At 60.4% G+C, this 22,506-nt stretch carries 20 protein-coding genes and 1 pseudogene; 9 read left to right on the top strand and 12 right to left on the bottom strand.

The annotated features are described in order from the left end of the window. Positions 1 to 480: 480 nt before the first annotated feature. Together treS and HQ394_RS20740 are read left to right on the top strand one after the other, a co-directional pair. Positions 481 to 2,244, top strand: coding sequence for a maltose alpha-D-glucosyltransferase (treS, locus tag HQ394_RS20735; RefSeq protein WP_317629021.1), 1,764 nt, complete (start codon positions 481 to 483; stop codon positions 2,242 to 2,244). 24 nt (positions 2,245 to 2,268) lie between these two features. Beyond that, positions 2,269 to 3,804: a putative maltokinase gene (locus HQ394_RS20740; RefSeq protein WP_317629037.1), complete on the top strand. Its 1,536-nt coding sequence runs from the start codon at positions 2,269 to 2,271 to the stop codon at positions 3,802 to 3,804. Positions 3,805 to 4,078: 274 nt separating this feature from the next. Here the strand turns inward: HQ394_RS20740 and HQ394_RS08185 are convergent, their stop codons facing one another. After that, positions 4,079 to 4,222 (bottom strand): hypothetical protein, encoded by a 144-nt coding sequence (locus tag HQ394_RS08185; protein ID WP_190262822.1) that lies wholly within the window; start codon positions 4,220 to 4,222, stop codon positions 4,079 to 4,081. 189 nt (positions 4,223 to 4,411) lie between these two features. On the opposite strand from HQ394_RS08185, the gene rpmE reads away from it, so the two are divergent. Then, a complete protein-coding gene (rpmE, locus tag HQ394_RS08190; protein WP_223292063.1) occupies positions 4,412 to 4,663 on the top strand; it encodes a 50S ribosomal protein L31 in 252 nt (83 codons plus the stop codon). Between the two features lie 776 nt (positions 4,664 to 5,439). Here the strand turns inward: rpmE and HQ394_RS08195 are convergent. Beyond that, positions 5,440 to 5,622 carry a DUF1192 family protein gene (locus HQ394_RS08195; protein ID WP_190262824.1) on the bottom strand — a complete coding sequence of 61 codons (183 nt, stop codon included), beginning with the start codon at positions 5,620 to 5,622 and terminating at the stop codon, positions 5,440 to 5,442. A gap of 234 nt (positions 5,623 to 5,856) precedes the next feature. Between HQ394_RS08195 and HQ394_RS08200 the strand changes: the two genes are divergently transcribed. After that, entirely contained in the window at positions 5,857 to 6,417 is a 561-nt protein-coding gene (locus HQ394_RS08200) for a DUF1013 domain-containing protein (RefSeq protein ID WP_190262825.1), read from the top strand. Between the two features lie 42 nt (positions 6,418 to 6,459). Here HQ394_RS08200 and HQ394_RS08205 read toward each other — a convergent pair whose 3' ends face one another. The 3 genes from HQ394_RS08205 to HQ394_RS20745 all read right to left on the bottom strand — a co-directional run bounded on the left by HQ394_RS08205 (position 6,460) and on the right by HQ394_RS20745 (position 9,420). After that, entirely contained in the window at positions 6,460 to 6,864 is a 405-nt protein-coding gene (locus HQ394_RS08205; RefSeq protein WP_223291956.1) for a DUF3775 domain-containing protein, read from the bottom strand. Between the two features lie 107 nt (positions 6,865 to 6,971). Continuing rightward, positions 6,972 to 8,900: a propionyl-CoA synthetase gene (locus tag HQ394_RS08210; protein WP_190262827.1), complete on the bottom strand. Its 1,929-nt coding sequence runs from the start codon at positions 8,898 to 8,900 to the stop codon at positions 6,972 to 6,974. A 142-nt stretch (positions 8,901 to 9,042) separates the two neighbouring features. Then, entirely contained in the window at positions 9,043 to 9,420 is a 378-nt protein-coding gene (locus tag HQ394_RS20745) for a YdcH family protein (protein ID WP_190262828.1), read from the bottom strand. A gap of 290 nt (positions 9,421 to 9,710) precedes the next feature. On the opposite strand from HQ394_RS20745, the gene ygfZ reads away from it, so the two are divergent. After that, positions 9,711 to 10,760: a CAF17-like 4Fe-4S cluster assembly/insertion protein YgfZ gene (ygfZ, locus tag HQ394_RS08220; RefSeq protein ID WP_190262829.1), complete on the top strand. Its 1,050-nt coding sequence runs from the start codon at positions 9,711 to 9,713 to the stop codon at positions 10,758 to 10,760. Here the strand turns inward: ygfZ and rpmB are convergent. From rpmB to mscL, 3 genes are all read right to left on the bottom strand, one after another. Beyond that, complete coding sequence (gene rpmB, locus HQ394_RS08225; protein WP_190262830.1) at positions 10,717 to 11,010, bottom strand: 50S ribosomal protein L28; 294 nt, start codon at positions 11,008 to 11,010, stop codon at positions 10,717 to 10,719. The genes ygfZ and rpmB overlap by 44 nt on opposite strands. A gap of 124 nt (positions 11,011 to 11,134) precedes the next feature. After that, the gene (locus HQ394_RS08230; protein WP_190262831.1) at positions 11,135 to 11,782 is read right to left on the bottom strand and encodes an NUDIX domain-containing protein; all 648 of its coding nucleotides are present in this window, start codon (positions 11,780 to 11,782) and stop codon (positions 11,135 to 11,137) included. A gap of 7 nt (positions 11,783 to 11,789) precedes the next feature. Next, entirely contained in the window at positions 11,790 to 12,224 is a 435-nt protein-coding gene (mscL, locus tag HQ394_RS08235; protein WP_223291957.1) for a large-conductance mechanosensitive channel protein MscL, read from the bottom strand. Positions 12,225 to 12,479: 255 nt separating this feature from the next. Here mscL and potA point away from each other — a divergent pair, with 255 nt between their 5' ends. The 4 genes and pseudogenes from potA (at position 12,480) to HQ394_RS08255 (ending at position 19,729) form a co-directional block, all read left to right on the top strand. After that, positions 12,480 to 14,759 (top strand): polyamine ABC transporter ATP-binding protein, encoded by a 2,280-nt coding sequence (gene potA, locus HQ394_RS20750; protein WP_456151565.1) that lies wholly within the window; start codon positions 12,480 to 12,482, stop codon positions 14,757 to 14,759. Positions 14,760 to 14,862: 103 nt separating this feature from the next. After that, a pseudogene (locus HQ394_RS21120) lies at positions 14,863 to 15,817 on the top strand (ABC transporter permease subunit). Further along, a complete protein-coding gene (locus HQ394_RS21125; protein ID WP_407644720.1) occupies positions 15,814 to 16,611 on the top strand; it encodes an ABC transporter permease subunit in 798 nt (265 codons plus the stop codon). Before HQ394_RS21120 ends, HQ394_RS21125 begins: the two are co-directional and overlap by 4 nt. Before the next feature lie 559 nt (positions 16,612 to 17,170). Next, positions 17,171 to 19,729 (top strand): PQQ-dependent sugar dehydrogenase, encoded by a 2,559-nt coding sequence (locus tag HQ394_RS08255; protein WP_456151566.1) that lies wholly within the window; start codon positions 17,171 to 17,173, stop codon positions 19,727 to 19,729. Between the two features lie 93 nt (positions 19,730 to 19,822). Here the strand turns inward: HQ394_RS08255 and HQ394_RS08260 are convergent, their stop codons facing one another. The 4 genes from HQ394_RS08260 to rsmI all read right to left on the bottom strand — a co-directional run bounded on the left by HQ394_RS08260 (position 19,823) and on the right by rsmI (position 22,475). Continuing rightward, positions 19,823 to 20,113, bottom strand: a complete 291-nt coding sequence (locus HQ394_RS08260; protein WP_190262833.1) for a ferritin family protein — start codon at positions 20,111 to 20,113, stop codon at positions 19,823 to 19,825. A 59-nt stretch (positions 20,114 to 20,172) separates the two neighbouring features. Next, a complete protein-coding gene (gene gshB, locus HQ394_RS08265; protein WP_190262834.1) occupies positions 20,173 to 21,126 on the bottom strand; it encodes a glutathione synthase in 954 nt (317 codons plus the stop codon). A 96-nt stretch (positions 21,127 to 21,222) separates the two neighbouring features. Next, positions 21,223 to 21,603 carry a YraN family protein gene (locus HQ394_RS08270; RefSeq protein ID WP_190262835.1) on the bottom strand — a complete coding sequence of 127 codons (381 nt, stop codon included), beginning with the start codon at positions 21,601 to 21,603 and terminating at the stop codon, positions 21,223 to 21,225. After that, positions 21,600 to 22,475: a 16S rRNA (cytidine(1402)-2'-O)-methyltransferase gene (gene rsmI, locus HQ394_RS08275; RefSeq protein ID WP_223291958.1), complete on the bottom strand. Its 876-nt coding sequence runs from the start codon at positions 22,473 to 22,475 to the stop codon at positions 21,600 to 21,602. The genes HQ394_RS08270 and rsmI overlap by 4 nt, the downstream gene beginning before the upstream one ends. Positions 22,476 to 22,506 lie beyond the last annotated feature (31 nt).

The raw sequence follows: 22,506 nt of genomic DNA on the forward strand, positions 1-22,506 counted from the left end.
CCCGAAACCGGTCTACGATCCGTCGCCTTCGTCGTTGCCGCGGCGATAGCGTCATGCAGTACGCCAGAATGAGTTCCTATGTGGTTTAATTCACCCTGGATATCCGCGAGAGTAGACTGCCATCGCCACAACTCAGCCGCGTCGCCTTAAGTCCCAGGGCGCAGTCTAGGAGGCCAATGTGCCCGCTGTTTGGCAATGGCGCAACATTTTTACCGTGCGTCGATGCAACAATTCCCGGCAATACAACATCTGCATTCCTATCTCCAAGACAGGAACGTGGCCGCGCAATGGGCGTTTGTCGTCCGTATCCGAACGCGCGATCATTCGGAGGGAACATGTTGCGTGGATGTGCGCCCATCGCCAGCTTGACCGCCTCAGTCGCTTCCATTCAGCGGCTGCGCCGAAGCCGGCGGCTGTGTATTGCGGCGTAAATAGGGAATCTTGGTCGAAACGATACTTGGACAAGGATCACGCGTGATCATGGAAGCAAAATTCCCAGCGGAACGGTCATGGTATCAGGACGCCATTATTTATGAGCTTCACGTTAAGGCGTTCTGTGACACGAACAATGATGGGATCGGTGATTTTCGCGGCTTAGAGGAAAAGCTGGATTACCTGACCCATCTTGGCGTAACTGCCGTCTGGTTGCTTCCATTTTACCCATCACCGTTGCGCGACGATGGCTACGACATCGCCGATTACTGCAATGTCCATCCGTCCTATGGCACCCTGCGCGACTTCCGGCGGTTTCTCGACGCCGCGCACCGTCGAGGCTTGCGCGTGATTACCGAACTCGTGATCAACCACACATCAGATGCGCATCCCTGGTTCCAACGCGCTCGAAAGGCCAAAGCGGGATCGGTCTGGCGGAATTACTATGTCTGGAGTGAGACAAAGCAGAAATATGAGAGGACGCGAATCATTTTCTGCGACACTGAAACCTCGAACTGGACCTGGGATACCCAGGCAGAATCTTACTATTGGCATCGGTTTTTTTCCCATCAGCCCGATCTGAATTTCGACAACCCGAAGGTTTTCGAAGAAATTACCCGCATCATGCGCTTTTGGCTGGATATGGGGGTCGATGGGTTGCGTCTGGATGCCATTCCCTATCTTTGCGAGCGCGACGGTACCGACAACGAAAACCTGCCGGAGACGCATCAGGTCATCAAGCGGCTGCGGGCATGGCTCGATCAGCATTATCCGGACCGGATGTTTCTCGCGGAAGCAAATCAGTGGCCGGAGGACGTGCGTCCTTATTTCGGCGACGGCGACGAATGCCACGTGGCTTTCCATTTTCCGCTGATGCCACGGATCTACATGGCACTGGCACGAGAGGACAGATACCCTGTCACCGACATCCTGCGACAGACGCCGGAGATCCCGGAGACCTGCCAGTGGGCGGTGTTCCTGCGTAACCACGACGAACTGACACTGGAAATGGTCAGTGCGCGGGAACGGGATTATCTTTGGCAGTTTTATGCTGCCGATCCGCACGCCAGGATCAACCTCGGTATTCGCCGCCGGCTAGCGCCGCTGCTGGGCGGTGACCGCCGCAAGATCGAGTTGCTGACCAGCCTGTTGCTGACGTTGACCGGCACCCCGGTGCTCTACTACGGCGACGAAATCGGCATGGGCGACAATATCTACCTGGGCGATCGCAACGGCGTGCGGACGCCGATGCAGTGGTCGTCCGATCGTAACGGCGGCTTTTCCAAGGCCGATCCGCAGCAGCTGTATCTGCCGCCGATCATGGATCCTGTTTACGGCTACAATACCGTCAATGTGGAAATGCAGCTGCGGCAGCCGTCCTCATTGCTCAACTGGACACGGCGGGCGCTGGCAGCACGCAAACAGCATTGCGCCCTCGCTCGGGGTGAAACGCGACTGCTCTATCCGGGAAACCGCAAGATCCTTGCCTACCTGCGGCTCTGTCCGGACGAGGTGGTGCTTTGCGTCGCCAACCTCGCGCCATCGCCGCAATCGTCGGAACTGGATCTTGGCGAATTCAAGGGACGGGTGCCGGTGGAAATTCTCGGTCGCAGCGCCTTTCCGCCCATAGGCGACCTGCCCTATTTCATCACCCTTGCCGGCTACGGCTTCTACAGCTTCGTTCTCGCCGAGGCGACGGAGGCGCCTGCGTGGCATGAGCCGTATCTCGCCCCGCTGCCGGAATTCCAGACGCTGGTATTGNNTCCGCCGGGCCGCTGCCGTTTGTTTCCGGGCGCAATTGCGAGTTGTTGACCGGACGCATCNCTACCGGAGTTCATCGCCCTGCAGCGATGGTTTGCCGATAAGGGGGAGACCCTACCGGTGGTCGGGATTGCCGATCACGTCGATTTCACCGCCGAGACCGATGGCTGTGTGCTGATGTTCCTGAACGTTGCGCGCGAAGAAACATCAGCACAGCGCTACGCCCTGCCGCTGGCCCTCGCCTGGGAGAGTGCCAGCGACGACCCGCTCGCCCGCCTGCAGGCGCAGGTCGTTGCCCGCGTTCGCCGCGGCTCTCACCTTGGTGTGCTCTATGACGCCACAGCATCAGACGAACTGCCGCGACTGCTGATCGATGCCATCCGCGGCGGTGCCGAGCTGCCAACCCGCGGCGGTGCGCGTCTGGTTTGCCGTTCCACCGGCGCGCTTACCGCCTATAGCGACGTGAACACCAGCAATTGCCGACGACTGGGCGTAGAGCAGAGCAATACGTCAATGCTGATTGACGATCAGATGATAATTAAACTCTATCGTCGTCTGCAGAGCGGCATTCATCCCGAAGTAGAGATCGGGCACTTTCTCACCAGTGTTGCCGGCTATACTAGTGCCCCCGCNCTGTTGGGTTCGGTCGAATTGCTCGACGACGATGGCAGTGTCACCGCGATTGCCGTGCTGCAGGAGTTTGTCCGCAACCAGGGCGATGGCTGGGAAATGACGCTGGATCATCTCGAGCGAGTGCTGAATCAACTGGATCTGACGTTGCTCTCCGCAGAGGACTATGACGACGAAGCGGCACATGAGAGCTATTGGGCCTCGGTGGCGACGCTTGCTCGCCGCGTCGGAGAGTTGCACCTCGCCTTTGCATTGACAGTGGATGATCCGGCCTTCGCCCCGGAGCCCACATCCGAGGACGACATCGCCACCTGGAATCGGCAGATCGCTGAACTCGCAACAAAAGCGCATCGTATTCTTGAGAGTGCTGTACACGCTGACGCCCTCGGCGAGGAGGCGCGCTCGCTTGGTACGCAGCTCCTTGCCTCATGGCCCGCGATCGAGGCTTTGGCCACGATTCCAGCAACCACATTGACTGGGATTATGAAGACACGGATCCACGGCGACCTACACCTGGGCCAGGTTGTCGTCGCCGGCACCAACTTCTTCATTCTCGACTTCGAGGGTGAGCCCTTGCGCACACTGGAGGCGCGACGGCAGAANAGTTTCCCCCTGCGTGATGTCGCCGGCTTGCTGCGTTCCTTCGACTACGCTGGCAGCGCTGCCCTCATTCGTCGAGGCAGCATCGCCAACGCCGAGAAAGGGGTGGCAAGTGAACGCGACGCCATCACCAAGTGGCGACGCGAAACATCGGCGCGCTTCATGTCGACTTATCGCGAGACCGTCGCTGACTGCGCCGCGTTGCCGCAGGCGGAGGAGGCCTTTGTTGCCGCGCTCGATGCCTTCGTGATCGAGAAGGCGCTCTATGAGATCTGCTACGAAGCAGCGAACCGTCCCGACTGGTTGTCGATTCCGCTCGCGGGCGTGCACCGGTTACTTGAGACGGTTCGCACCCCGCCCTCCGTCGCTGCCGGCGGATAGGCGTCATCAGCAGTCAAGGAGGCCAATCCTGAGCAAACACTGACGCCTTGTCTTCCGGCGTGCATACCTTGGCGACGGTCAGGCGCCGGTGACCGATGCGCGCTTTCGCTGCCGTATGCGCTCAGCGTATCGCCGCACGGTGCGAACTCAGCGACAGGTGAGCGCCGCTGGGTTCGGTCTTCGCGGACGGAACTGGCTCGGCAATTTTAATGCGAATGCGGTGGCAAAGGTGGCGGCAAATCGGTGGCGCCGTCGCCGGCGCTGCCATCAGCCGCTATTGCAGGTCCGGCAACAGCCAGACAAGGGCGCGTGGCACTCCGGCCAGCAAGGCAAAAACCAGGACAGCGAAGCCGGCGGTAGCGTGGTGCTGGGTGAATACCCCCAGGTCACCGAGGAAAATCGGTAAGGCATTTAGCATGATGCGACCTCAATGGTCTGTCTCAACGCAGTCACTACTCACAGATAGGCAGCGCTGCTCGCAGTTGCAACATGCGGGGCGCGAATGCATTGCACTTGCGTCATAAACGGGGCGCAGTTGCTGCAACGCGTGACCACCACGCCACATCGTGTCAATCATATCGTTGCGGTCAGGCGGGAGCGTCGCTATATAGCGCGGTTCGAGCAGGAGCGGACTTATGAAAAAGATATTCATCCCGACTACCACACGATTACCGTCGAGCTGACGGACGGCAGCACCTTTGCCACCCGGTCCACCTGGGGCAAGGAAGGTGACGTACTCAAGCTGGGCATCGATCCGAAGACGCACCCCGCCTGGACGGGGGTGCATCGCTTGATGGACAGCGGTGGCCAGTTGGCCAAGTTCAACAAAAAGTTCAGCGCATTCGGCCTCAAGAGCTAGCCCGGCGAACCGTCGCTGCCATGGCGCCGGCGGCGGTTTCTTCTTTCTGATGGTCCATCTCCTCGCCCGCCCTAGCATGGCTGCGTCCTGATCGGCGCATGTCGCTGCACCTCGATCGGTGCGACGAGTAGCGGACAGCGGTACCAGTCCGCAGTCTCCCCCGTTCTGGCTGCGACCAGCGCCGGCGAAGCGTGATGGTGTTTGAGGGTGGCCGACTGACATCGGGCCCAGGCGGTTGATCTTTGGCAACCGCGCGGACCAATGCGACGGCAGCAAGGCAACCGCCGCGGCCCCCGCCAAACGCCCCTCAGCAGCCAAAGTCGCCGCCGGTGGCGATCAAACTACGCACCCAGCATCCGCCGCAGGCTAACTCGAATCATGCGGGATCGGATCGTCCCCTGCCCATCCGGTTCGCTCGCTGGCGGAGGCATCTACGGCCGTGCCTGTTAGCGCATGGCGGGAGCGTCCCCACACGGCCAGGGTGTGGGCCAGCTCTGGGAAGTCCATACGGACATTCAGACAAAAAAGCCGCCCCAAAAGAGGGGCGGCGTGAGTTGGATAGGGAGGAGGTCAAAGTGAAACCGGCGCTTCGTTCCCTCAGGTCCGATACCGGTTACACATGGACGCTCGCGGGACATCTTCTGTATACCTTTTCTCCATGCACGCATCAAGAGATTTCTTCAAAAATTTCGATACTCAAGGCTGCTTTTTCCTTAGGGAAATAGTAACTTTTGGTTGTGCATCATGGAAACGATGCCCGTCTTTACTGCCGGCACTTATTTGCGGAACAGTGCTTCCGCGCTAGCACGGGCTACATCCTTTGCTGCGAGCATATTGCGAGCGCGGACCATCTCCTTCTCAAGGGTAATCAGATACTCACGCAACGCCTCTTGCGACAAAACTTCGAGATTGATAGGTTGTAATCTGACTTTGCTGGTCTCGTTTTCTTCTTCCTGCATCGTTCCCAACCTTCCGCGGTGGCTGCTTCCAACGTTAATACTGACATACGTTGCCAAAACCGCCACCTTGTTTGCTCCAGAGCGATATCTGCTCGCTGGCCTTTCGCTAAGTTGGATCGTCTGCGCTTTCACTGGCGCCAAGGACGCATTATATCTCACCCCTAAGACCTGTGCCGGTGTCGCAGAACGCTGTGCATCCAAACCAACAATCGACAAAGGGCAGTCTTACCGACTATGTCTATTCCGCTGATGCCAAAAGCGACGGCCGTATGGCTCGTCGAAAATACATCGCTCTCGTTCGACCAAATTGCCGAGTTCTGTGCGATGCACAGCCTCGAGGTGCAGGCGATTGCGGATGGCGAGGTTGCAGCCGGCATGCAGGGCCGAGATCCGATTGCCGCGGGGGAACTGACGCAGGCCGAGATCGATCGCTGCGGTCGCGATCCGTCGTTGCGCCTGCGCGCNGGCGGAGAAACGTATTCCCATCCCTCAGGCCCGCGCCAGGGGGCGCGCTACACGCCCGTCGCCAAGCGTCAGGATCGGCCCGATGCCATCGCCTGGCTGCTGAAGAATTACCCGGAACTCTCGGACGGTCAGGTGTGCAAGCTGATCGGCACCACCAAGCCGACGATCGACAAGGTGCGCGACCGGACCCACTGGAACGCCGCCAACATCAAGCCACGCAATCCGGTCTCGCTCGGTCTGTGCAGCGAGACGGAACTGGAGAAGGAAGTGGATCTCGCCCGCGCCCGCAGCGGCAGCGTCCGTGGCCCGGCGGAATCGACTGTGTCTTGAGCGGAGACGGCAGTTCGCTGCTGCCGTCGCCCCGATGCCAAACTACAGGTGGCGTCGATCGACTTCTTTGCAGGAGTAGCCGAGTTCGGCCAATCCTTCCTCCAGGTAATCCCCAAGCAGTGGAATACTGAGTAACGCCTCGACCCGCCGACTATCCTTGTCTTCGCGCGCATCAGCCAGCGCCTGCGGCCACTCATCTTCATCGTAGTCGCCCGTGCCAAGCCAGACCAACGCCAGCACGTCGGTAAGTTCGTCCTCATTCAGGCCTTCGATCAGACCGCGGATCTCCTCCACCGTCGGATCGTCGGGGTAATCGAACAGCACCTCACGATCGGCGTCGTCGATGGGATTGTCGCCAGGGTCGGATACCTCCGGCTCCATTTTCGCGTCGAACTCGCGCGCCTTGATGATCAAAAAGCAGATCTTCTCCAGCGAGATCGTCAGCATCGCCCTTCGCCTCCGTCGTGGCACGGTCACCTGCGACCGGCAACAAAAAAGGGCGCGGGGGATCTGCCCCCGCGCCCGCATTCACTCAAGGCAATCGACGCGCGGAGCTAGGCCGCACCCGACTCCGCCGTTTCCTTTCGCGCCGCAGCGTAGCCGATGGTCTCGAGCGCCGATTTGATCTCGTCGAGGATCACCGGATCGTCGATGGTTGCCGGCATCTTCCACGGTTCGTTGTCGGCAATCTTCTGGATGGTACCACGCAGGATCTTGCCCGAGCGGGTCTTCGGCAGGCGATCGACGACGGTCGCCGTCTTGAAGGCGGCCACCGGACCGATCTGGTCGCGCACCATCTTGACCACTTCCTTGACGATCTCTTCGTGCGGACGGGTGACGCCCGCCTTCAGCACCATGAAGCCGACCGGCAGTTGCCCCTTGAAGTTGTCGGCGACACCGACGACGGCGCATTCGGCCACATCCTGATGCCGCGCCAGCACCTCTTCCATCGCGCCGGTGGACAAGCGGTGGCCGGCGACGTTGATGACGTCATCGGTGCGCGCCATGATGTAGACGTAGCCGTCTTCATCCATGAACCCGGCATCGGCGGTGTTGTAGTACCCCGGGAAGTCGGTCACGTACGACTTGAGGAACCGTTCGTCATTGTTCCACAGCGTCGGCAGCGTACCCGGAGGCAGCGGCAGCTGGACGCAGATCGAGCCCTGCTGGCCGCGCGGTAGTTCCTTGCAGTTCTCGTCCAGCACCTGGACGTTCCAGCCGCACACCGGCTTGGTCGGCGAGCCCGGCTTCACCGGCAGGTACTCGATACCCATGCAGTTGGCGGCAATTGCCCAGCCGGTTTCCGTCTGCCACCAGTGATCGATGACCGGCCGGCCGTCGAGCGACTTCTGTGCCCACTCGAGCGTATCCGGGTCGGTGCGTTCGCCGGCAAGGAAGAGGATTTCGAACTTGCTGAGATCGTACTTCTTGATCAGTTCGGCGTTGGGGTCCTCACGCTTGATCGCCCGGAAGGCCGTTGGTGCGGTGAACAGCGACTTCACCTTGTGCTGCTCGATCATCCGCCAGAACGCGCCGGCGTCTGGGGTGCCGACCGGCTTGCCTTCGTAAACAACCGTTGTCGCACCGTAAATCAGCTGCCCGTAGATGATGTAGGAGTGACCGACAACCCAACCCACGTCGGAGGCGGCCCAGAAGACCTCGCCCTGGTTGATGTTGTAGATGTTCTTCATCGTCCAGTTCAACGCGACGAGGTGGCCACCGTTATCACGGACGACGCCTTTCGGCTGACCGGTGGTCCCGGAGGTATAGAGAATATAGAGTGGGTCGGTCGCCAACACCGGAACGCACTCGACCGGGCTCGCCTTCTCCAGTTCCTCATAGAAATTGAGCTGACCCGGCTTCAACGCCCACTCATGTTGCGGCCGTTGCAGGACGACCACCTTGTCCGGCTTGTGATCAGCCAGTTCGATGGCGGCTTCGATCAGTGGTTGATAAGGGATGACACGCGCCACCTCGATGCCGCAGGACGCAGAGACGATGACCTTCGGCGTGGCGTCGTCGATGCGTACAGACAATTCGTTGGCGGCAAACCCTCCGAAGACGACCGAATGCACCGCACCGATGCGGGCACAGGCGTGGGTGGCGATGAGCGCCTCGGGAACCATCGGCATGTAAACGATGACCCGATCGCCCTTGCCGACGCCCATCTTCCGCAACGCACCGGCAAACTTCGCCACCAGATCACGAAATTCGCGGTAGCTGTAGTAACGAACGGTGTTGGTTACCGGACTGTCGTAGATGACAGCGGTCTGATCGCCACGCCCGGCCTCCACATGCCGGTCGAGGGTATTATAGCACGTATTGGTTTCGCCTCCGGTGAACCACCGGTAAAATGGCTTTTTCGAGTCGTCGAGAACCTTATCCCACCGCTTGTACCAGTGGATCTGCTCTGCAGCTTCGCCCCAGAATCCGTTCGGGTCTGTGATCGACCTTTCGAACACCTTTTGATATTTTCCGGTCATGGTCCTCCCCTATGTTTGGGCTGTTCGTGTTGACCCGACGCGACACCAGTTCGCCGCAACTCAGTCGGATTTGCGGCGAGTGTCCTCGAAAAGACCGCACTTTGCAAAGCCCGATTATCGGCAACACCGGGGAATTTGACTTTCAGCGACAGCGCGATTCGCGCTTCAGGCGCAGACCTGCGGAGAGGAATAAGAGTCGATTTCGGCGGGAAAGAGCGTGCATTAAGGAGCGACTCGGTGCGCCGACGGCGCAGGTGACGACGTTTGCCGCCGTCGGTGCCCCGATGCCTTGCTTAGCCAGAAAACGCCTGCGCAGCAGACCGCGCACCCGCTTCAGCCAAGGCTGGAGCGCTAATCTTGCCGCGAGAACGGCGATTTCGTCTTTGATCTGTAGTTTCTGTTTCTTGAGCCTGACGATTTCGATGTCATCGGGATGTGGGCGGTTGTTTTCTTCCTCAATCGCACGCTCAAGCGCGTGGTGCTTGGCCTTCAGCGCGTCGATCCGTTCCTGCAGGCTCATGGGGATAACCCTCCCTCGTTTAACCACAGTGTCATGATAATCCCCTCTCTAGAATTTTCAAATCGCCCAAATTTCCAAATCGCCCACTGGACTTAACGCCCAGATGACCCCATGAGCGCCTCCGAATGGTCTGGCGCACCGCCACCCGATCTTCCGGTCTATTCCGCCGGCCTGCGCCACGGGCCAGTAAAGAGATGGCCGCAGCGACAGCTTCCGGACTTGCCATCGCGGCGATTGCAGTGCACCTGAGAGGATAGAATGTTGTCCCCGCCTAACGGTGATCGGTGCCCATGCCATCCTTGAACGCAACGTCACCCGCCTTCGCCCTGCTCCCCGCCCGAGCCATCGTCGCCCTTAGCGGCGAGGATCGCGCCACCTTCATTCAGGGGCTGATTTCCAATGACGTGCTTCGGGTCGGCGACAAGGCGGCGATCTACGCCGCGCTGCTGACGCCTCAGGGCAAATATCTGCACGATTTTTTCATCGCCGAGACCGACGGCCGCCTGTTGATCGACTGCGAGCGGGAGCGGGCCGCCGACCTCCGCCGTCGCCTCAGCCTTTATAAATTGCGCTCGCGGGTGACGATCGCCGAGGCGAGCGATCTGGCCGTCGCCGCCCTGTGGGGCAACGGCGCAGCCGCAGCACTCGGACTCACGGACGCACCTGGCCAGGCGCGTCCCTTTGCCAGCGGCGTTGCCTTCGTCGATCCACGCCTGCCAATGCTGGGCCTTCGGGCAATCCTGCCGGCAGCGGACTGCGTCGCTGCCCTGGAAGCGGCAGGCTTTGCTGCTGCTGANACCCTTGCCTACGAGCGGCTGCGNCTCACCCTGGGCCTGCCGGATGGCAGCCGTGACATGACGTTGGAGAAGTCTCTGCCGCTCGAGTGCGGCTTCGACGATCTCAACGGCATCGACTGGAAGAAGGGCTGTTACATGGGCCAGGAGCTGACCGCGCGTATGCGCTACCGTGGCCTAGTCAAGAAGCGGATGCTGCCGGTCCGCGTCGAAGGCCCCTTACCGCCGCCGGGAACCCCCATTTTCGCCGGTGAGCGCGAAGCCGGTGAAATCCGCTCCGGCTGTGATCAACTGGCGATCGCCCTGCTGCGCCTCGAATTCCTCCAGCCGACCGCGGACACGCCGCTCACCGCCGGTGGCGCGCGGATTACGCCCGTTGTTCCCCCTGGGTCCAGTTGCCGGCGGCCACCGGCAACTGATTGCCGGCGCCCGGTCAGCGGTGATAATCCCAGTGAGATTACCTCTGGGAATGACCTCGGGGAATCGCTGCAGAGGGATCGCCTCAGGCGCTGGCGGCGTTCCGTGCGGCAACCACCTCGCGCTTAAGCCGCCGCAGCTCGACGCTGAGGTCGGCATCCCGTTCCCCCAGCAGATAAGCATCGAGACCACCGCGATGGTCGATGGTCCTGAGCCCGTGCATCGACAGCCTGAGCCGCACCGGCTTGCCGAGCGCCTCACTCATCAACGAAGCCACCTGCAGGTTCGGCAGAAACCGACGCCGCGTCTTATTGTTGGCATGGCTGACGTTGTTGCCGGTCAGCACGCCCTTGTCCATGATCTGGCAACGTCTTGCCATGGTTGCGTTACTCCATAAACAACGGTGGCGGGACCGCGAGGCCCCGCCAGGAAGCCGTTGACATACGTCGCATCGCTGCCCAGGTCAAGCCGCAGCCGACACCTCGCGCGGCGGTGCCGAAATCTCACGCCGCGGCACCAGCCTTGCGCAAGCGCGCCGCGTTGAGGCGGAACCACTGCAAACCCAGGAGTGCCGGACCGTTGACGATCCGCCCGGCGTCCATCCAGGCGTACAACTCGTCCGGGTTGACGAGGATCACCCGGATATCCTCGTGCTCGTGGTCGAGACCGTGCACACCACCGGCAGCAGGNNGGGCGTCAACCATAGCAAAGAAGATGCTGACCGTTTCGGTGCTGCCACCGGGGCTGGCGAAAATGCGGCAGACCGGCTCCAACTGGCCGACGGTGCAACCCGCTTCCTCCATCGCCTCACGCCGCGCCACCTCTTCCGGCGCTTCGTCAGGTCCGGTGATGCCGGCAACGATCTCGATCAGCCACGGGCTGTCGACGGAGTCTACCTGGCCGGTGCGAACGGCCGCATAGACGCCGGGGCGAAACTGCTCGATCAGCACGAGGACGTCGCGTTCCGGGTCGTAGAGGACGATGGCGACCGCCTGGCCGCGCTCGAAGATCTCCCGCATCATGATCTCCGACCAGCCGCCCTCGAACAGGCGGTGGCGGATCTGGTAGCTATCGATTCGGAAATAGCCCTGGAAACGGGTTTCACAGCTGGCGACGTCAACGTCGCCAAACGACAAAGCCGGCTCCGCCATGATGCTCCTACCTCGGATTGCGTTTGAGAAGGTCGCGGATCTCGGTCAGCAAGACCTCCTCGCGCGACGGCGGCGGCGGTTCGGCGGCGATCTGCTCGCCCGCCATTTCACGCAGGCGATTGATCCACTTGATCAGGATGAACACCGCAAAGGCGACGATGACGAAGTGAATGATGGTGTTGATGAAAACACCGTAGCCGATCACCGGCGCGCCGGCTTCCTTGGCCGCCGCCAGCGATGCATACGCCTCACCGGAGAGGTTGATGTAAAGGTCGCTAAAATCGACCTTGCCGAGAAGCCAGCCGATCGGTGGCATCACCACATCGTCCACCAGCGAGCCGACAATCCTGCCGAACGCCGCGCCGATAATGATACCAACCGCCATGTCCACAACATTGCCGCGCACGGCGAATTCGCGAAACTCCCGCAGCAACTTCGACATTCCTATTACTCCCTGCGATCTCGTCGTTACTTCCCCGATTCCGACGTCATTGGTGCACTTCGGATAGTCGTTCGCGCGCCAGTGGTCAAGCGCAGGCGCTTCTTCTCGCCACCGCCTTGCGGCATGGCCAAAGGCCTTGGCTTGAAGGGGTGGAACACGCTACCTTCCGCGCCTCATTCGGCCGCCGTTCTATCTTTAACGCGGGAGCGGACCATGCGACGGCTTTTCCAGCTCATCGCCATCGCCACCCTGCTTATGCTATCGCTCAGCGGTGTCGCTGGCGCGGCGCAGCAGGTGCTGCACGTCTACAACTGGTCGGACTATATCGACAAGTCCATCCTCGAGGACTTCGAGAAGGAGACCGGGATCAAGGTCGTCTACGACGTCTACGATTCCAACGATATTCTCGAGACCAAGTTGCTGGCTGGCAAGACCGGCTATGACATCGTTTTCCCCAGCGGCAATTTCCTCGCCCGGCAGATCAAAGCGGGAATCTTCCGTCCGCTCGACAAGGATAAACTTCCGAACTGGAAGAACCTTGATCCCGAGCTGATGCAGCGGCTGACGGTCTACGATCCCGATAACAAATATGGCGTTCCCTATCTATGGGGAACCACCGGTATCGCCTACAACGCTGACATGATCAAGTCGCGGATGGCGGACGCACCCACCAACTCCTGGAAGCTCATTTACGATCCGGAGATCATCAAGCGCTTTGCCGACTGCGGCATTTACATGCTTGATGCCGGCGACGAAATGATCCCGGCGACGCTCAAGTTTCTTGGGCTTGATCCGGATTCGAAGGACCCGGCGGTTCTCGAGAAAGCCACGCCACCGCTGATGGCAGTCCGCCCCTACATCCGCAAGTTCCATTCGTCGGAGAACATCAACGCCATTGCCAATGGCGACATTTGCCTGGCGGTGATGTGGTCGGGTGACGCCAAACAGGCAGGGATGCGCGCCGACGAAGCGAAGAAAGGCGTCAAGGTCCGCTATGCGATCCCGGCGGAAGGGGCGCAGATGTGGTTCGACATGATGGCGATGCCGAAGGATGCCCCCAATCCCGAAGCGGCGATGAAATTCATCAACTATCTGATGGAGCCGAAGGTCATCGCCAAGGCCACCAACTATGTGGGCTATCCAAACGCCAACGCCGCATCGAAGCCCTTCGTCAATCCTGAATTGCTCAACGATCCCAACGTCTACCCTCCACCCGAAGTGATGCAGCGGCTGTTCCTGGTCACCCCCTATGAGCAGAAGGTGCAGCGCGTGGTGACCCGCATCTGGCAATCGGTAAAGTCGNNGCCAAGTAAATACCGTCGGATAACCAAGCGGATTGGCAGCATGGCAACGGGACTGGAACCGGCACGCGTGAACGGCTCAGCTGGCGACGCTCGGGCGGCCGAAGTCCGTCTGCAGCCGGCTCCCTGGCGGGACCCCACCGCGCAGCCGTTCATCAAGATCCGCGATGTGGTGAAGAAGTTCGACAACTTTGTTGCCGTCGATGATGTGTGGTTGGACATCTACAAGGGTGAGTTCTTTGCCCTGCTCGGGCCGTCCGGCTGCGGCAAGACCACCTTGCTGCGGATGCTGGCCGGATTTGAGACCCCCACCTCGGGCACCATCGAGATCGACGGCGTCGACATGTCCGAGGTGCCGCCCTACCGCCGCCCCGTCAATATGATGTTCCAGTCCTATGCGCTGTTTCCGCATATGTCGGTGGAGCAGAACGTAGGCTTCGGCCTACGCCAGGAGGCGGTGCCGCGCAGCGAAATCGCCCATCGGGTGGCCGAGATGCTCGAACTGGTGCAGATGAGCGAGTTGGCACGGCGCAAGCCGCATCAGCTCTCGGGCGGCCAAAAGCAGCGGGTCGCCCTGGCCCGGGCGCTGATCAAACGGCCAAAGGTGCTGCTGCTCGATGAACCTCTCGGCGCCCTCGACCGCAAACTGCGCGAAGAGACCCAGTTCGAATTGGTCAACATTCAGGAATCGCTGGGCCTGACCTTCGTCATCGTCACCCATGACCAAGACGAGGCAATGACCGTCTCCACCCGAATGGCAATCATGGACCGCGGCCGCGCGGTACAGATCGGCACGCCGGGCGAGGTCTACGAATACCCCAACTCGCTCTACGTGGCGCAGTTTCTGGGCGACGTAAACGTCTTCGAATGCCGGGTCATTGATGCGGGAAAAGACCACACGACCGTCGATTCGCCGGAAGCCGGCTGTCAGATCTTCGCCGATCGTGGCCTTGATGCCCTGGGCGGCCAGGAGGTCTACGCCGTAATTCGTCCGGAGAAGATCGAGATCAGTAAGACGCTGCCGGTGGAAACTCGCCATAATTGTATCTCCGGCATCGTCTACGACATCGGCTATCTTGGCAACATGTCGGTTTACTACGTCCGCTTGGTAACCGGCGCCAAAGTCAAGGTCACCGCCGCCAACCGCTCCCGCCTGGTGGAGCGGCCGATCACCTGGGAAGACCAAGTGTGGTTGTCGTGGCCGCCAGCCGCCAGCGTCATTCTGATCGCGTGAGGCAGCTGTGACCCCCACTCCCACCGATCAGGGCCGACCGCCACCGGCAGCGTCCATCTCGCCCGGGCCGCAGACCAGCTACCTGGAAATTCTCGATCAGACCATGCCGCCGTTATCGCTGTGGGGTGGCCTCGCCCGGGCCACGGCCTGGCTGGAACGACACGGGCGCAAGCTGGTGATCCTCGGCCCCTTCCTGTGGCTGCTGATCTTCTTCCTGGTACCGTTCCTCATCGTCCTCAAGCTCAGTTTCTCCGAACCGCAGCTGGCGCAGCCACCGTACACGCCGCTGCTGACGATGGCGGAGGACGCAGGCAACCAGTATCTGGACATCCGGCTGAACCTATCCAACTACCTGTCGCTGGCCGAAGACGACATGTTCGTCCGGGCTTTTCTCAACTCGCTGCATATCGCCGGCATCTCAACGCTGTTGACGCTGCTTATCGCCCTGCCGATGGCCTACGGGATGGCGAAGGCGCCAACGGGATGGCGGCTGCCGCTGCTGATGCTGGTGATTCTGCCCTTCTGGACCTCCTTCCTCATTCGCGTCTACGCCTGGATCGGTATCCTCAAGAACGAAGGGCTGCTGAACGCGTTGCTGCTCGCACTCGGCGTGATCAGCGAACCGCTGGTGATCATGAACACCAATATCGCGGTGTATATCGGCATCGTTTACTCTTACCTGCCCTTCATGGTCCTGCCGATCTATGCCAGCTTCGAGAAGATGGATGCGAGTCTGGTGGAGGCGGCGATCGATCTCGGCTGCACCCCGGTCAAGGCTTTCTGGGTCATTACCGCGCCGATCGCCCGGCCGGGAATCATCGCCGGCTGTCTTCTTGTCTTCATTCCCGCCGTCGGCGAATTCGTCATCCCCGACCTGCTTGGCGGCTCGGACACGCTGATGATCGGCCGCACCCTGTGGGTCGAATTTTTCAACAACCGTGACTGGCCNGCTGGCGAGCGCGGTTGCCATCGTGCTGCTCGTCGTCCTTGTCCTGCCGATGATGCTGTTCCAAAGGCAGCAGGCGAAGGCAGCCCAAACCGGCGGCACATCGTCGTGAGGCCCGGCTTCACTCCGGTCACCATTCTGGCGCTCACCTTCGGGTTTGCGTTTCTCTATCTGCCGATCCTGCTGCTGATCCTCTTCTCCTTCAACGCATCAAGACTGGTGACCGTGTGGGGTGGTTTCTCGCTCAAATGGTACAGCGAGCTGCTGGCCAACACGCAGCTGCTTGATTCCGTCTGGGTCACGCTGCGGGTGGGGATGACATCGGCGACGCTGGCGCTGGTGTTTGGCACCCTGGCGGGGATCACCCTTGTGCGCTTCACCCGCTTCCGCGGCCGGGTGCTGTTCTCCGGCATGGTCTTCGCCCCTCTGGTGATGCCGGAGGTGATCACCGGTCTATCGCTGCTGCTGCTGTTCGTCTCGCTCGACTGGGACCGTGGGATGTGGACGGTCATCATCGCCCACACCACCTTCGCCACCGCCTATGTCTCGGTGGTCGTCCAGTCGCGCCTGCTGACCTTCGACGTGATGCTCGAGGAGGCGGCAATGGACCTGGGTGCTACGCCGCTGAAGACCTTTTTCGTCATTACCCTGCCGGTGATCGCCCCGGCGCTGGTCTCCGGCTGGCTGCTGGCGTTTACCCTGTCCCTCGACGACCTGGTGATCGCCAGCTTCACCACCGGGCCCGGAGCGACGACGCTGCCGATGCGTATCTACAGTCAGGTCCGCCTCGGCGTGACGCCGGAAATCAACGCCATCTCCACGGTGCTGATCGGCCTGGTTACCCTGGGTGTAATTACCGCCTCGGTGTTGCAGAAGCGACAGCTGGCACGCGGCCCAGCCGCCTGAACGCCGGCCAACTACCCCCGGCCAGGCTTGGCCACCACCATCGCCGCACCTACAGCCGCGCCTTCGATACTGGCACGATCCGCGCCTGCTGACCGTTCAGCTGCGGTTGGTTCCAATCGCCGGCGACAACATTCACTCCAGCTTTGGATGGCTTGAAGCGAACAAAGCGGCGATTCCCAGCATACCGCGACCTGTTGGCAACATCGCGAGCGCGATCTAGCCCGATGTGGCCACGTATAGCGTACTCTACCGCTTCCCACGCACTTGCAAGCGAATATTAACTGGGGAAAATTGCCGGAGGCAATAAAGCTAACTTGTAAAAATCTGCAACATACTTACGACGGATGTAAAAACTACGACAAATTACTGCGAAGTACCTTTGCGCGCGGTGGCCGGCCATATTTTCGCCATTATCATAAGAGAATCCTTAATTAAATATGGCGAATGAGGCGATACACAATCAAAAATTGCGCATCGCAACATCTGTGTACATATTTGTGAGTTTTTGTGAGAAGGTGTAATGACTATGTTATCAATGATCTCTATTTTGATTGATAAGATGCGTAAATTTTATAACAACATAAAATATTTTACTTTTATTATTTTACTTTGCTTTGCCGAAATCGCGTTTATTACTGTTCCTGTGTACGCAGATCCGCTATCCGGTCTCGATACACGGCCATCTAATTCAACATGTCTTGCCGGTTCTCCGCCACCTACAACAGCAGTTTTTCAAGATGTGTTTACACAGATTTGGACATACAAGCCGTTTGACTTGCGTCAGTCGCCAGTAGACCAAAACAGATGGTATTTTATTACCCGTGCTGGGCAGCTCTATACGTTTGTTGCGCCCAACGGAACGCCAAAGCTTCTGCTCGACATCAGCGATAAAATTGGTGTGTTGTCGGGCAGTAATGCCTACGCCACCGGCGGCTCCGAGCAGTGGGGACTCGTCGGCTTTGCATTTGATCCAGATTTCGCCTCGAACGGGTATGTGTTTCTGCTTTACAACGGAAGGCAGGCCAATGAAGCAGCGGCGACCTCATATGTCGCTCGTTATACTTCATCAGGCGATGGCACGACCTTCGATCGCCAGAGCGAGAAATTGATCATCTCCCAGTTGCAAAACATCTCGGTCAATCACCATTTCGGCCAAGTCGAATTCGCGCCTGACGGCTTCCTCTATATCGGCTCCGGCGACGGCAGCAGTGGTCCGACCACTAGCCCGGCACAGAATTGCGCTGACCTGCATGGAAAAATTCTTCGCCTCAACGTCAACACCACCGCCGCCTACACCATCCCCGGCGGCAATCCCTTCGTTGGCAACGCCACGTGCCGGGGAGAAATCTACGCCCTTGGCTTGCGCAATCCGTGGCGCTTCTCCTTCGATACCCCCACCAAGACACTCTGGGTCGGTGACGTAGGTGGCGCCATCTCCGAAGAGGTTGACATCATCGTCAAGGGTGGCAATTACGGCTGGCCAGCGGTAGAAGGTTTCAATTGCCGTGTCACTGGCCAATGCAATACGGCTTCGTATAACGCGCCCGTTTACGAAGTTCTGCATCAGTCACAGCCCGCTGCCGTTATCGGTGGTTATGTGTATCGTGGGACGGCCATCCCGACGTTGACCGGCAATTACTTATTCTCGGTGTTTCAGCGTCAGATCATCATCAATCTCAAGAAAAACGCGCAAACGCAAACGTGGGATGGCAATAACCTGATCAGCGGCGCTCCGACCTTCACCAGCCATTTTGTCGACCGCGATGGCGAGTTTTATGGCATCGTTGGCCATCTTGTCGTCCCGAAGATACTCAAGCTTGTGCCGGATTCGGGGAATGTTGCATCCGTCGCGGCACCTGCGCTGCTCTCGGCCACCGGTTGCGTCGATCCGGCCAATCCGCGGCAGGTCATCGCTGCCGCCATCCCCTATACGGTGGCGACACCCCTGTGGTCGGATGGTGCGGCAAAGCAACGCTGGGTTGCGCTACCCGACAACGGGAAAATTACTATTGGTGCTGACGGCGACTTCCAGTTCCCAGTGGATAGCGTCCTGATCAAGGAATTCTCCTTCAACGGCAAACCACACGAAACGCGTCTACTCAAACACCACACCGATGGCAGCTGGGCAGGATACAGTTATGCATGGCGGGCCGATTTATCCGATGCCGATCTCGTGCCAACCGAAGGCAAGACAGCGAGCGTCAAAACCGACTCCGGCAGCTACATTGACTGGGGCTTTCCATCACAAGCGCAATGCCTTGTCTGCCACACGGAAGCGGCCAATTTTGCTCTCGGCCCCGAAATTCTACAGCTGAACCACATCTCCCCCACCGCCTATACGCAAACTGGCCGCTTCGGCAACGAGCTGTCGAGCTGGGCGGCAATCGGCATGTTCGATGCNCCCCTGCCGGCCGCGGTTGCGGACCTGCCAACCTTGGCCGATCTTAGCAACTCCTCTGTTTCCAACACGCTGCGCGCGCGAAGCTATTTGCATGCTAATTGTTCCGGCTGCCATCGCCCCAACGGCCCAACGCGGGCCAGTCTCGACTTCCGCTACACAACGACCACAAGTGGGATGAATGCCTGCAACGTCGCGCCTTCCGCTGGCGATCTGGGTGTTACCGGTGCGATGCCGCTTACCGTCAAGAAGCCGCAAAAGTCATTGGTGTATCTACGTATGAACCGGCGTGACACGAACCAGATGCCGCCGCTTGGCACAAAGCTGATCGATCCCAGCGGCACGAAGCTTATCTACGGCTGGATCAACCGGGACGACGTTTGCACCGACTTTGCCGACAGCGACGCCGACGGTGTGCCGGACAACGTCGACAATTGCTCCACCTTTGCCAATGCGGATCAACAGGACAGCGACGGTAACAAGATCGGCAACCGGTGCGACGGCGACTTCTCCGGCGATGGAGTTGTCAACGACGTCGATCGCGGCAAACTGGTGCTGCAGCATATGGGGACCAAATTCGGCGATCCGCGAAACGGGCCTGCGCCAACGTGGGGTCCACGCTTTGATCTCAATGGCGATGGCTTTATCAACGCCGCTGATCTAGCCATATTCGATCAAGACCTAAATAACCGACCCTTGGGGGCATCGGCGTTGCGTTAGTAGCCGCTGAAAACCTCGGGCCTCGTTCGCCATGCGGCGACGCGGTGCTTGGAACCCTTACGCTCCCTGCACCGCGTCGCCAATGTTAACGCCTCAGTGCTGGCCAGCGATCTTGCCTTCCTTGAACAGGTTGTCCTGCAGTTCGTGGGCAAATAGCGGATTGTTGCGACGGATCCATTCGAGAACCATCGCCGCATGCTCCATTTCCTCGTGCATGTTATGCAGAAGAATTTCCTTCAGCTCCGGATCATCGCAGTCATCGGCGCGCTGGCGATACCAGTCGATCGCTTCCAGCTCCTCGATCAGTGAGGTAATCGCCTGGTGCATGGCGATGGTTTCTTTGCTCAGCCGCTCACGTGGTGCGTGAAGACCTTCACTCGACATGCTGCCCTCCGTAGGTTTTGCAATCGTTGCAGGGTTGGCTTCTGCTCAGGCCGCGGCGGCTACGACCGGCTCGCGTGAAAGCGTGCTTCGAAGGCATCCCACAGGCCAGTTTCCAGCGCGACGTCGTCGAAGCGACCGATTTCCTGGATGCCGGGGGGCGAGGTGACGTTGATCTCGGTCAGGTAGTCGCCGATGATATCGATGCCGACGAAGACGAGCCCGCGCCGCGACAGCTCCGGACCGATCGCCTCGCAGATCTCCTGATCGCGGGCGGTCAGTGTTTCCGGCATCGCCGTCGCCCCCACGTGCAGGTTGGAGCGCGCTTCGCCCGGCTGCGGGACCCGGCGGATCGCTCCCGCCGCTTTGCCGTCGATCAGCACCACCCGCTTGTCACCCTGGCGCACCTCCGGCAGATAGCGTTGGATCACCAGAGGCTCGCGGTAGAGCTGGGTGAACATCTCCAGCAGCGCGTTGAAGTTGTCGTTGTCGGGGGTGACGTGGAAGACGTTGGCGCCGCCGTTGCCATAGAGCGGCTTCATGACGATGTCGCCATGCTCCTCGCGAAAGGCGCGAATCTGCGCCCGGTCGGCGGTGATCAGCGTCGGCGGCATCAGATCGGGAAACCGGGTGACAAACAGCTTTTCCGGCGCGTTGCGCACCTCGAAGGGATCGTTGACCACGTAGGTCTGCGGATGCACGTGTTCGAGCAGGTGGGTCGCCGTGATGTAGGCCATGTCAAAGGGCGGATCCTGGCGCATCAGCACCATGTCCACGTCCGCCAGATCGATCATCTCCGCTTCGCCCAGCCGGTAATGATCGCCCAGAACCCGCTGCACGGTAAGAGCGCGCGCCTCGGCGTAGAGTCCGCTCTGCGAGAAGGCCAAATTCGCTGGCAGGTAATGATAGAGGGCATGGCCACGCCGCTGTGCCTCCAGCGCCAAGGCAAACGTCGAGTCGGTATCGATGTTGATGCTTTCGATCGGGTCCATCTGGATGGCTACGGTGAGCCCCATGGCGTTCGCGTCCTCGCGGTTAACGGCAACGGTGCTATTTGAGGCGGGCGTGGACGGCGACGCAAGGCCGTTCCGCAGCAACCGCCGTCAAAGCGCTCAGTCGTCGGCGCGAAAGGCAGCGCGCAGATGTTTCGGCCAACGGCGGCGCCCGACCAGGAGCAAATCGAAGCGAACATCCAGCGCGGCGAATGCGGGCCGTCGGGCAAGAAACAATTCGGCGGCACGGACGATGCGCCGCCGCTGTGTCGGTGACAGCACCTCGTCGGCGTCGACCGAGCGCGCCTTTACCTCGATAAAGGCGATGACGTTGCCGCGGACCGTGATCAGGTCGATTTCGCCCACCGGCGTGCGCAGGTCGCGGGCGATGATCCGGTACCCCTTCAACCGCAGATAAATCGCCGCCAACGCCTCGGCGGCACGGCCGTAGCGCTCGGCGTCCTGGCGCTTTGCCGCAGGGAGAACGTCACGCCTGCTCACGCCCGCCGCCCGGCGATGGTCAGCGTCCGGGCGTAAATCCGCTGCCGCGGCAGGCCGGTTGCCGTCGCCACCGTCGCCGCTGCCTGGCTCGGTGCCTGTTCATCAAGCGCTGCGAGGATGAGATCGTCCACTTCCGCTTCGCTCAGCGGTTCCAGCTCGGCCAGCGGCGGCCCAACGACGATGGTAACCTCCCCTTTCGGCGGTTCCGCCGCCTGCTGCTGCGCTGCCAGATCCGCCAGGGTGCCGCGGGTGACCTCTTCGAACAATTTGGTCAACTCGCGCGCGATCACCGCCGGTCGCGGACCAAGCACCTCGGCCAAATCAGCCAGCGCCACCGCAAGACGATGCGGCGCTTCAAAAAAGACAAGGGTCGCGGGAATGCTCTTCAAACGTTCGAGGATACGGCGTCTGGCCACCGATCGCATCGGCAGAAAGCCTTCGAACAGAAAGCGATGGGTGGGCAAGCCGGAGACGGCCAGCGCCGTCAGCACCGCCGAAGCACCGGGAATCGGCACCACGCGCACCCCGGCGGCGATCGCCTGGGTCACCAGCCGATACCCCGGATCGGAGACGAGCGGCGTACCCGCATCAGAGACGAGGGCGATCCGCTCGCCGAAAGCGATTCGCTCGATCAGACGCGGCGCCATCCTCGTTTCGTTGTGCTCGTGATAGGGAACGAGCGACCGAGTGATGCCATGAATCGCCAGTAGCTTGGCGGTCACGCGGGTATCCTCGCAGGCAATCGCATCCACCTCGGCAAGAGTAGCGAGCGCCCGGAGTGTCAGATCGGCGGCGTTGCCGATCGGGGTGGCGACGAGATAGAGGCCGCCTGGCAAGGGCGGCTTTGCCGCAACGTCCGTTGGCTCTGCCACCGGTTTACTCGCGTCATCCGACCGACTAAGG

The sequence above is a fragment of the Defluviicoccus vanus genome (assembly GCF_014672695.1).
Taxonomy (GTDB): domain Bacteria; phylum Pseudomonadota; class Alphaproteobacteria; order Rhodospirillales; family Defluviicoccaceae; genus Defluviicoccus; species Defluviicoccus vanus.

What these genes read in the sequence shown, in the direction of transcription:
- HQ394_RS08185 (WP_190262822.1), bottom strand. Translation starts at nt 4,222, where the DNA reads ATGCTAAATGCCTTACCGATTTTCCTCGGTGACCTGGGGGTATTCACC.
- HQ394_RS20745 (WP_190262828.1), bottom strand. Translation starts at nt 9,420, where the DNA reads ATGAGCCTGCAGGAACGGATCGACGCGCTGAAGGCCAAGCACCACGCG.
- gshB (WP_190262834.1), bottom strand. Translation starts at nt 21,126, where the DNA reads ATGGGGCTCACCGTAGCCATCCAGATGGACCCGATCGAAAGCATCAAC.
- HQ394_RS08195 (WP_190262824.1), bottom strand. Translation starts at nt 5,622, where the DNA reads ATGCAGGAAGAAGAAAACGAGACCAGCAAAGTCAGATTACAACCTATC.
- rpmB (WP_190262830.1), bottom strand. Translation starts at nt 11,010, where the DNA reads ATGGCAAGACGTTGCCAGATCATGGACAAGGGCGTGCTGACCGGCAAC.
- HQ394_RS08205 (WP_223291956.1), bottom strand. Translation starts at nt 6,864, where the DNA reads ATGCTGACGATCTCGCTGGAGAAGATCTGCTTTTTGATCATCAAGGCG.
- HQ394_RS08260 (WP_190262833.1), bottom strand. Translation starts at nt 20,113, where the DNA reads ATGTCGAGTGAAGGTCTTCACGCACCACGTGAGCGGCTGAGCAAAGAA.
- HQ394_RS08210 (WP_190262827.1), bottom strand. Translation starts at nt 8,900, where the DNA reads ATGACCGGAAAATATCAAAAGGTGTTCGAAAGGTCGATCACAGACCCG.
- mscL (WP_223291957.1), bottom strand. Translation starts at nt 12,224, where the DNA reads ATGTCGAAGTTGCTGCGGGAGTTTCGCGAATTCGCCGTGCGCGGCAAT.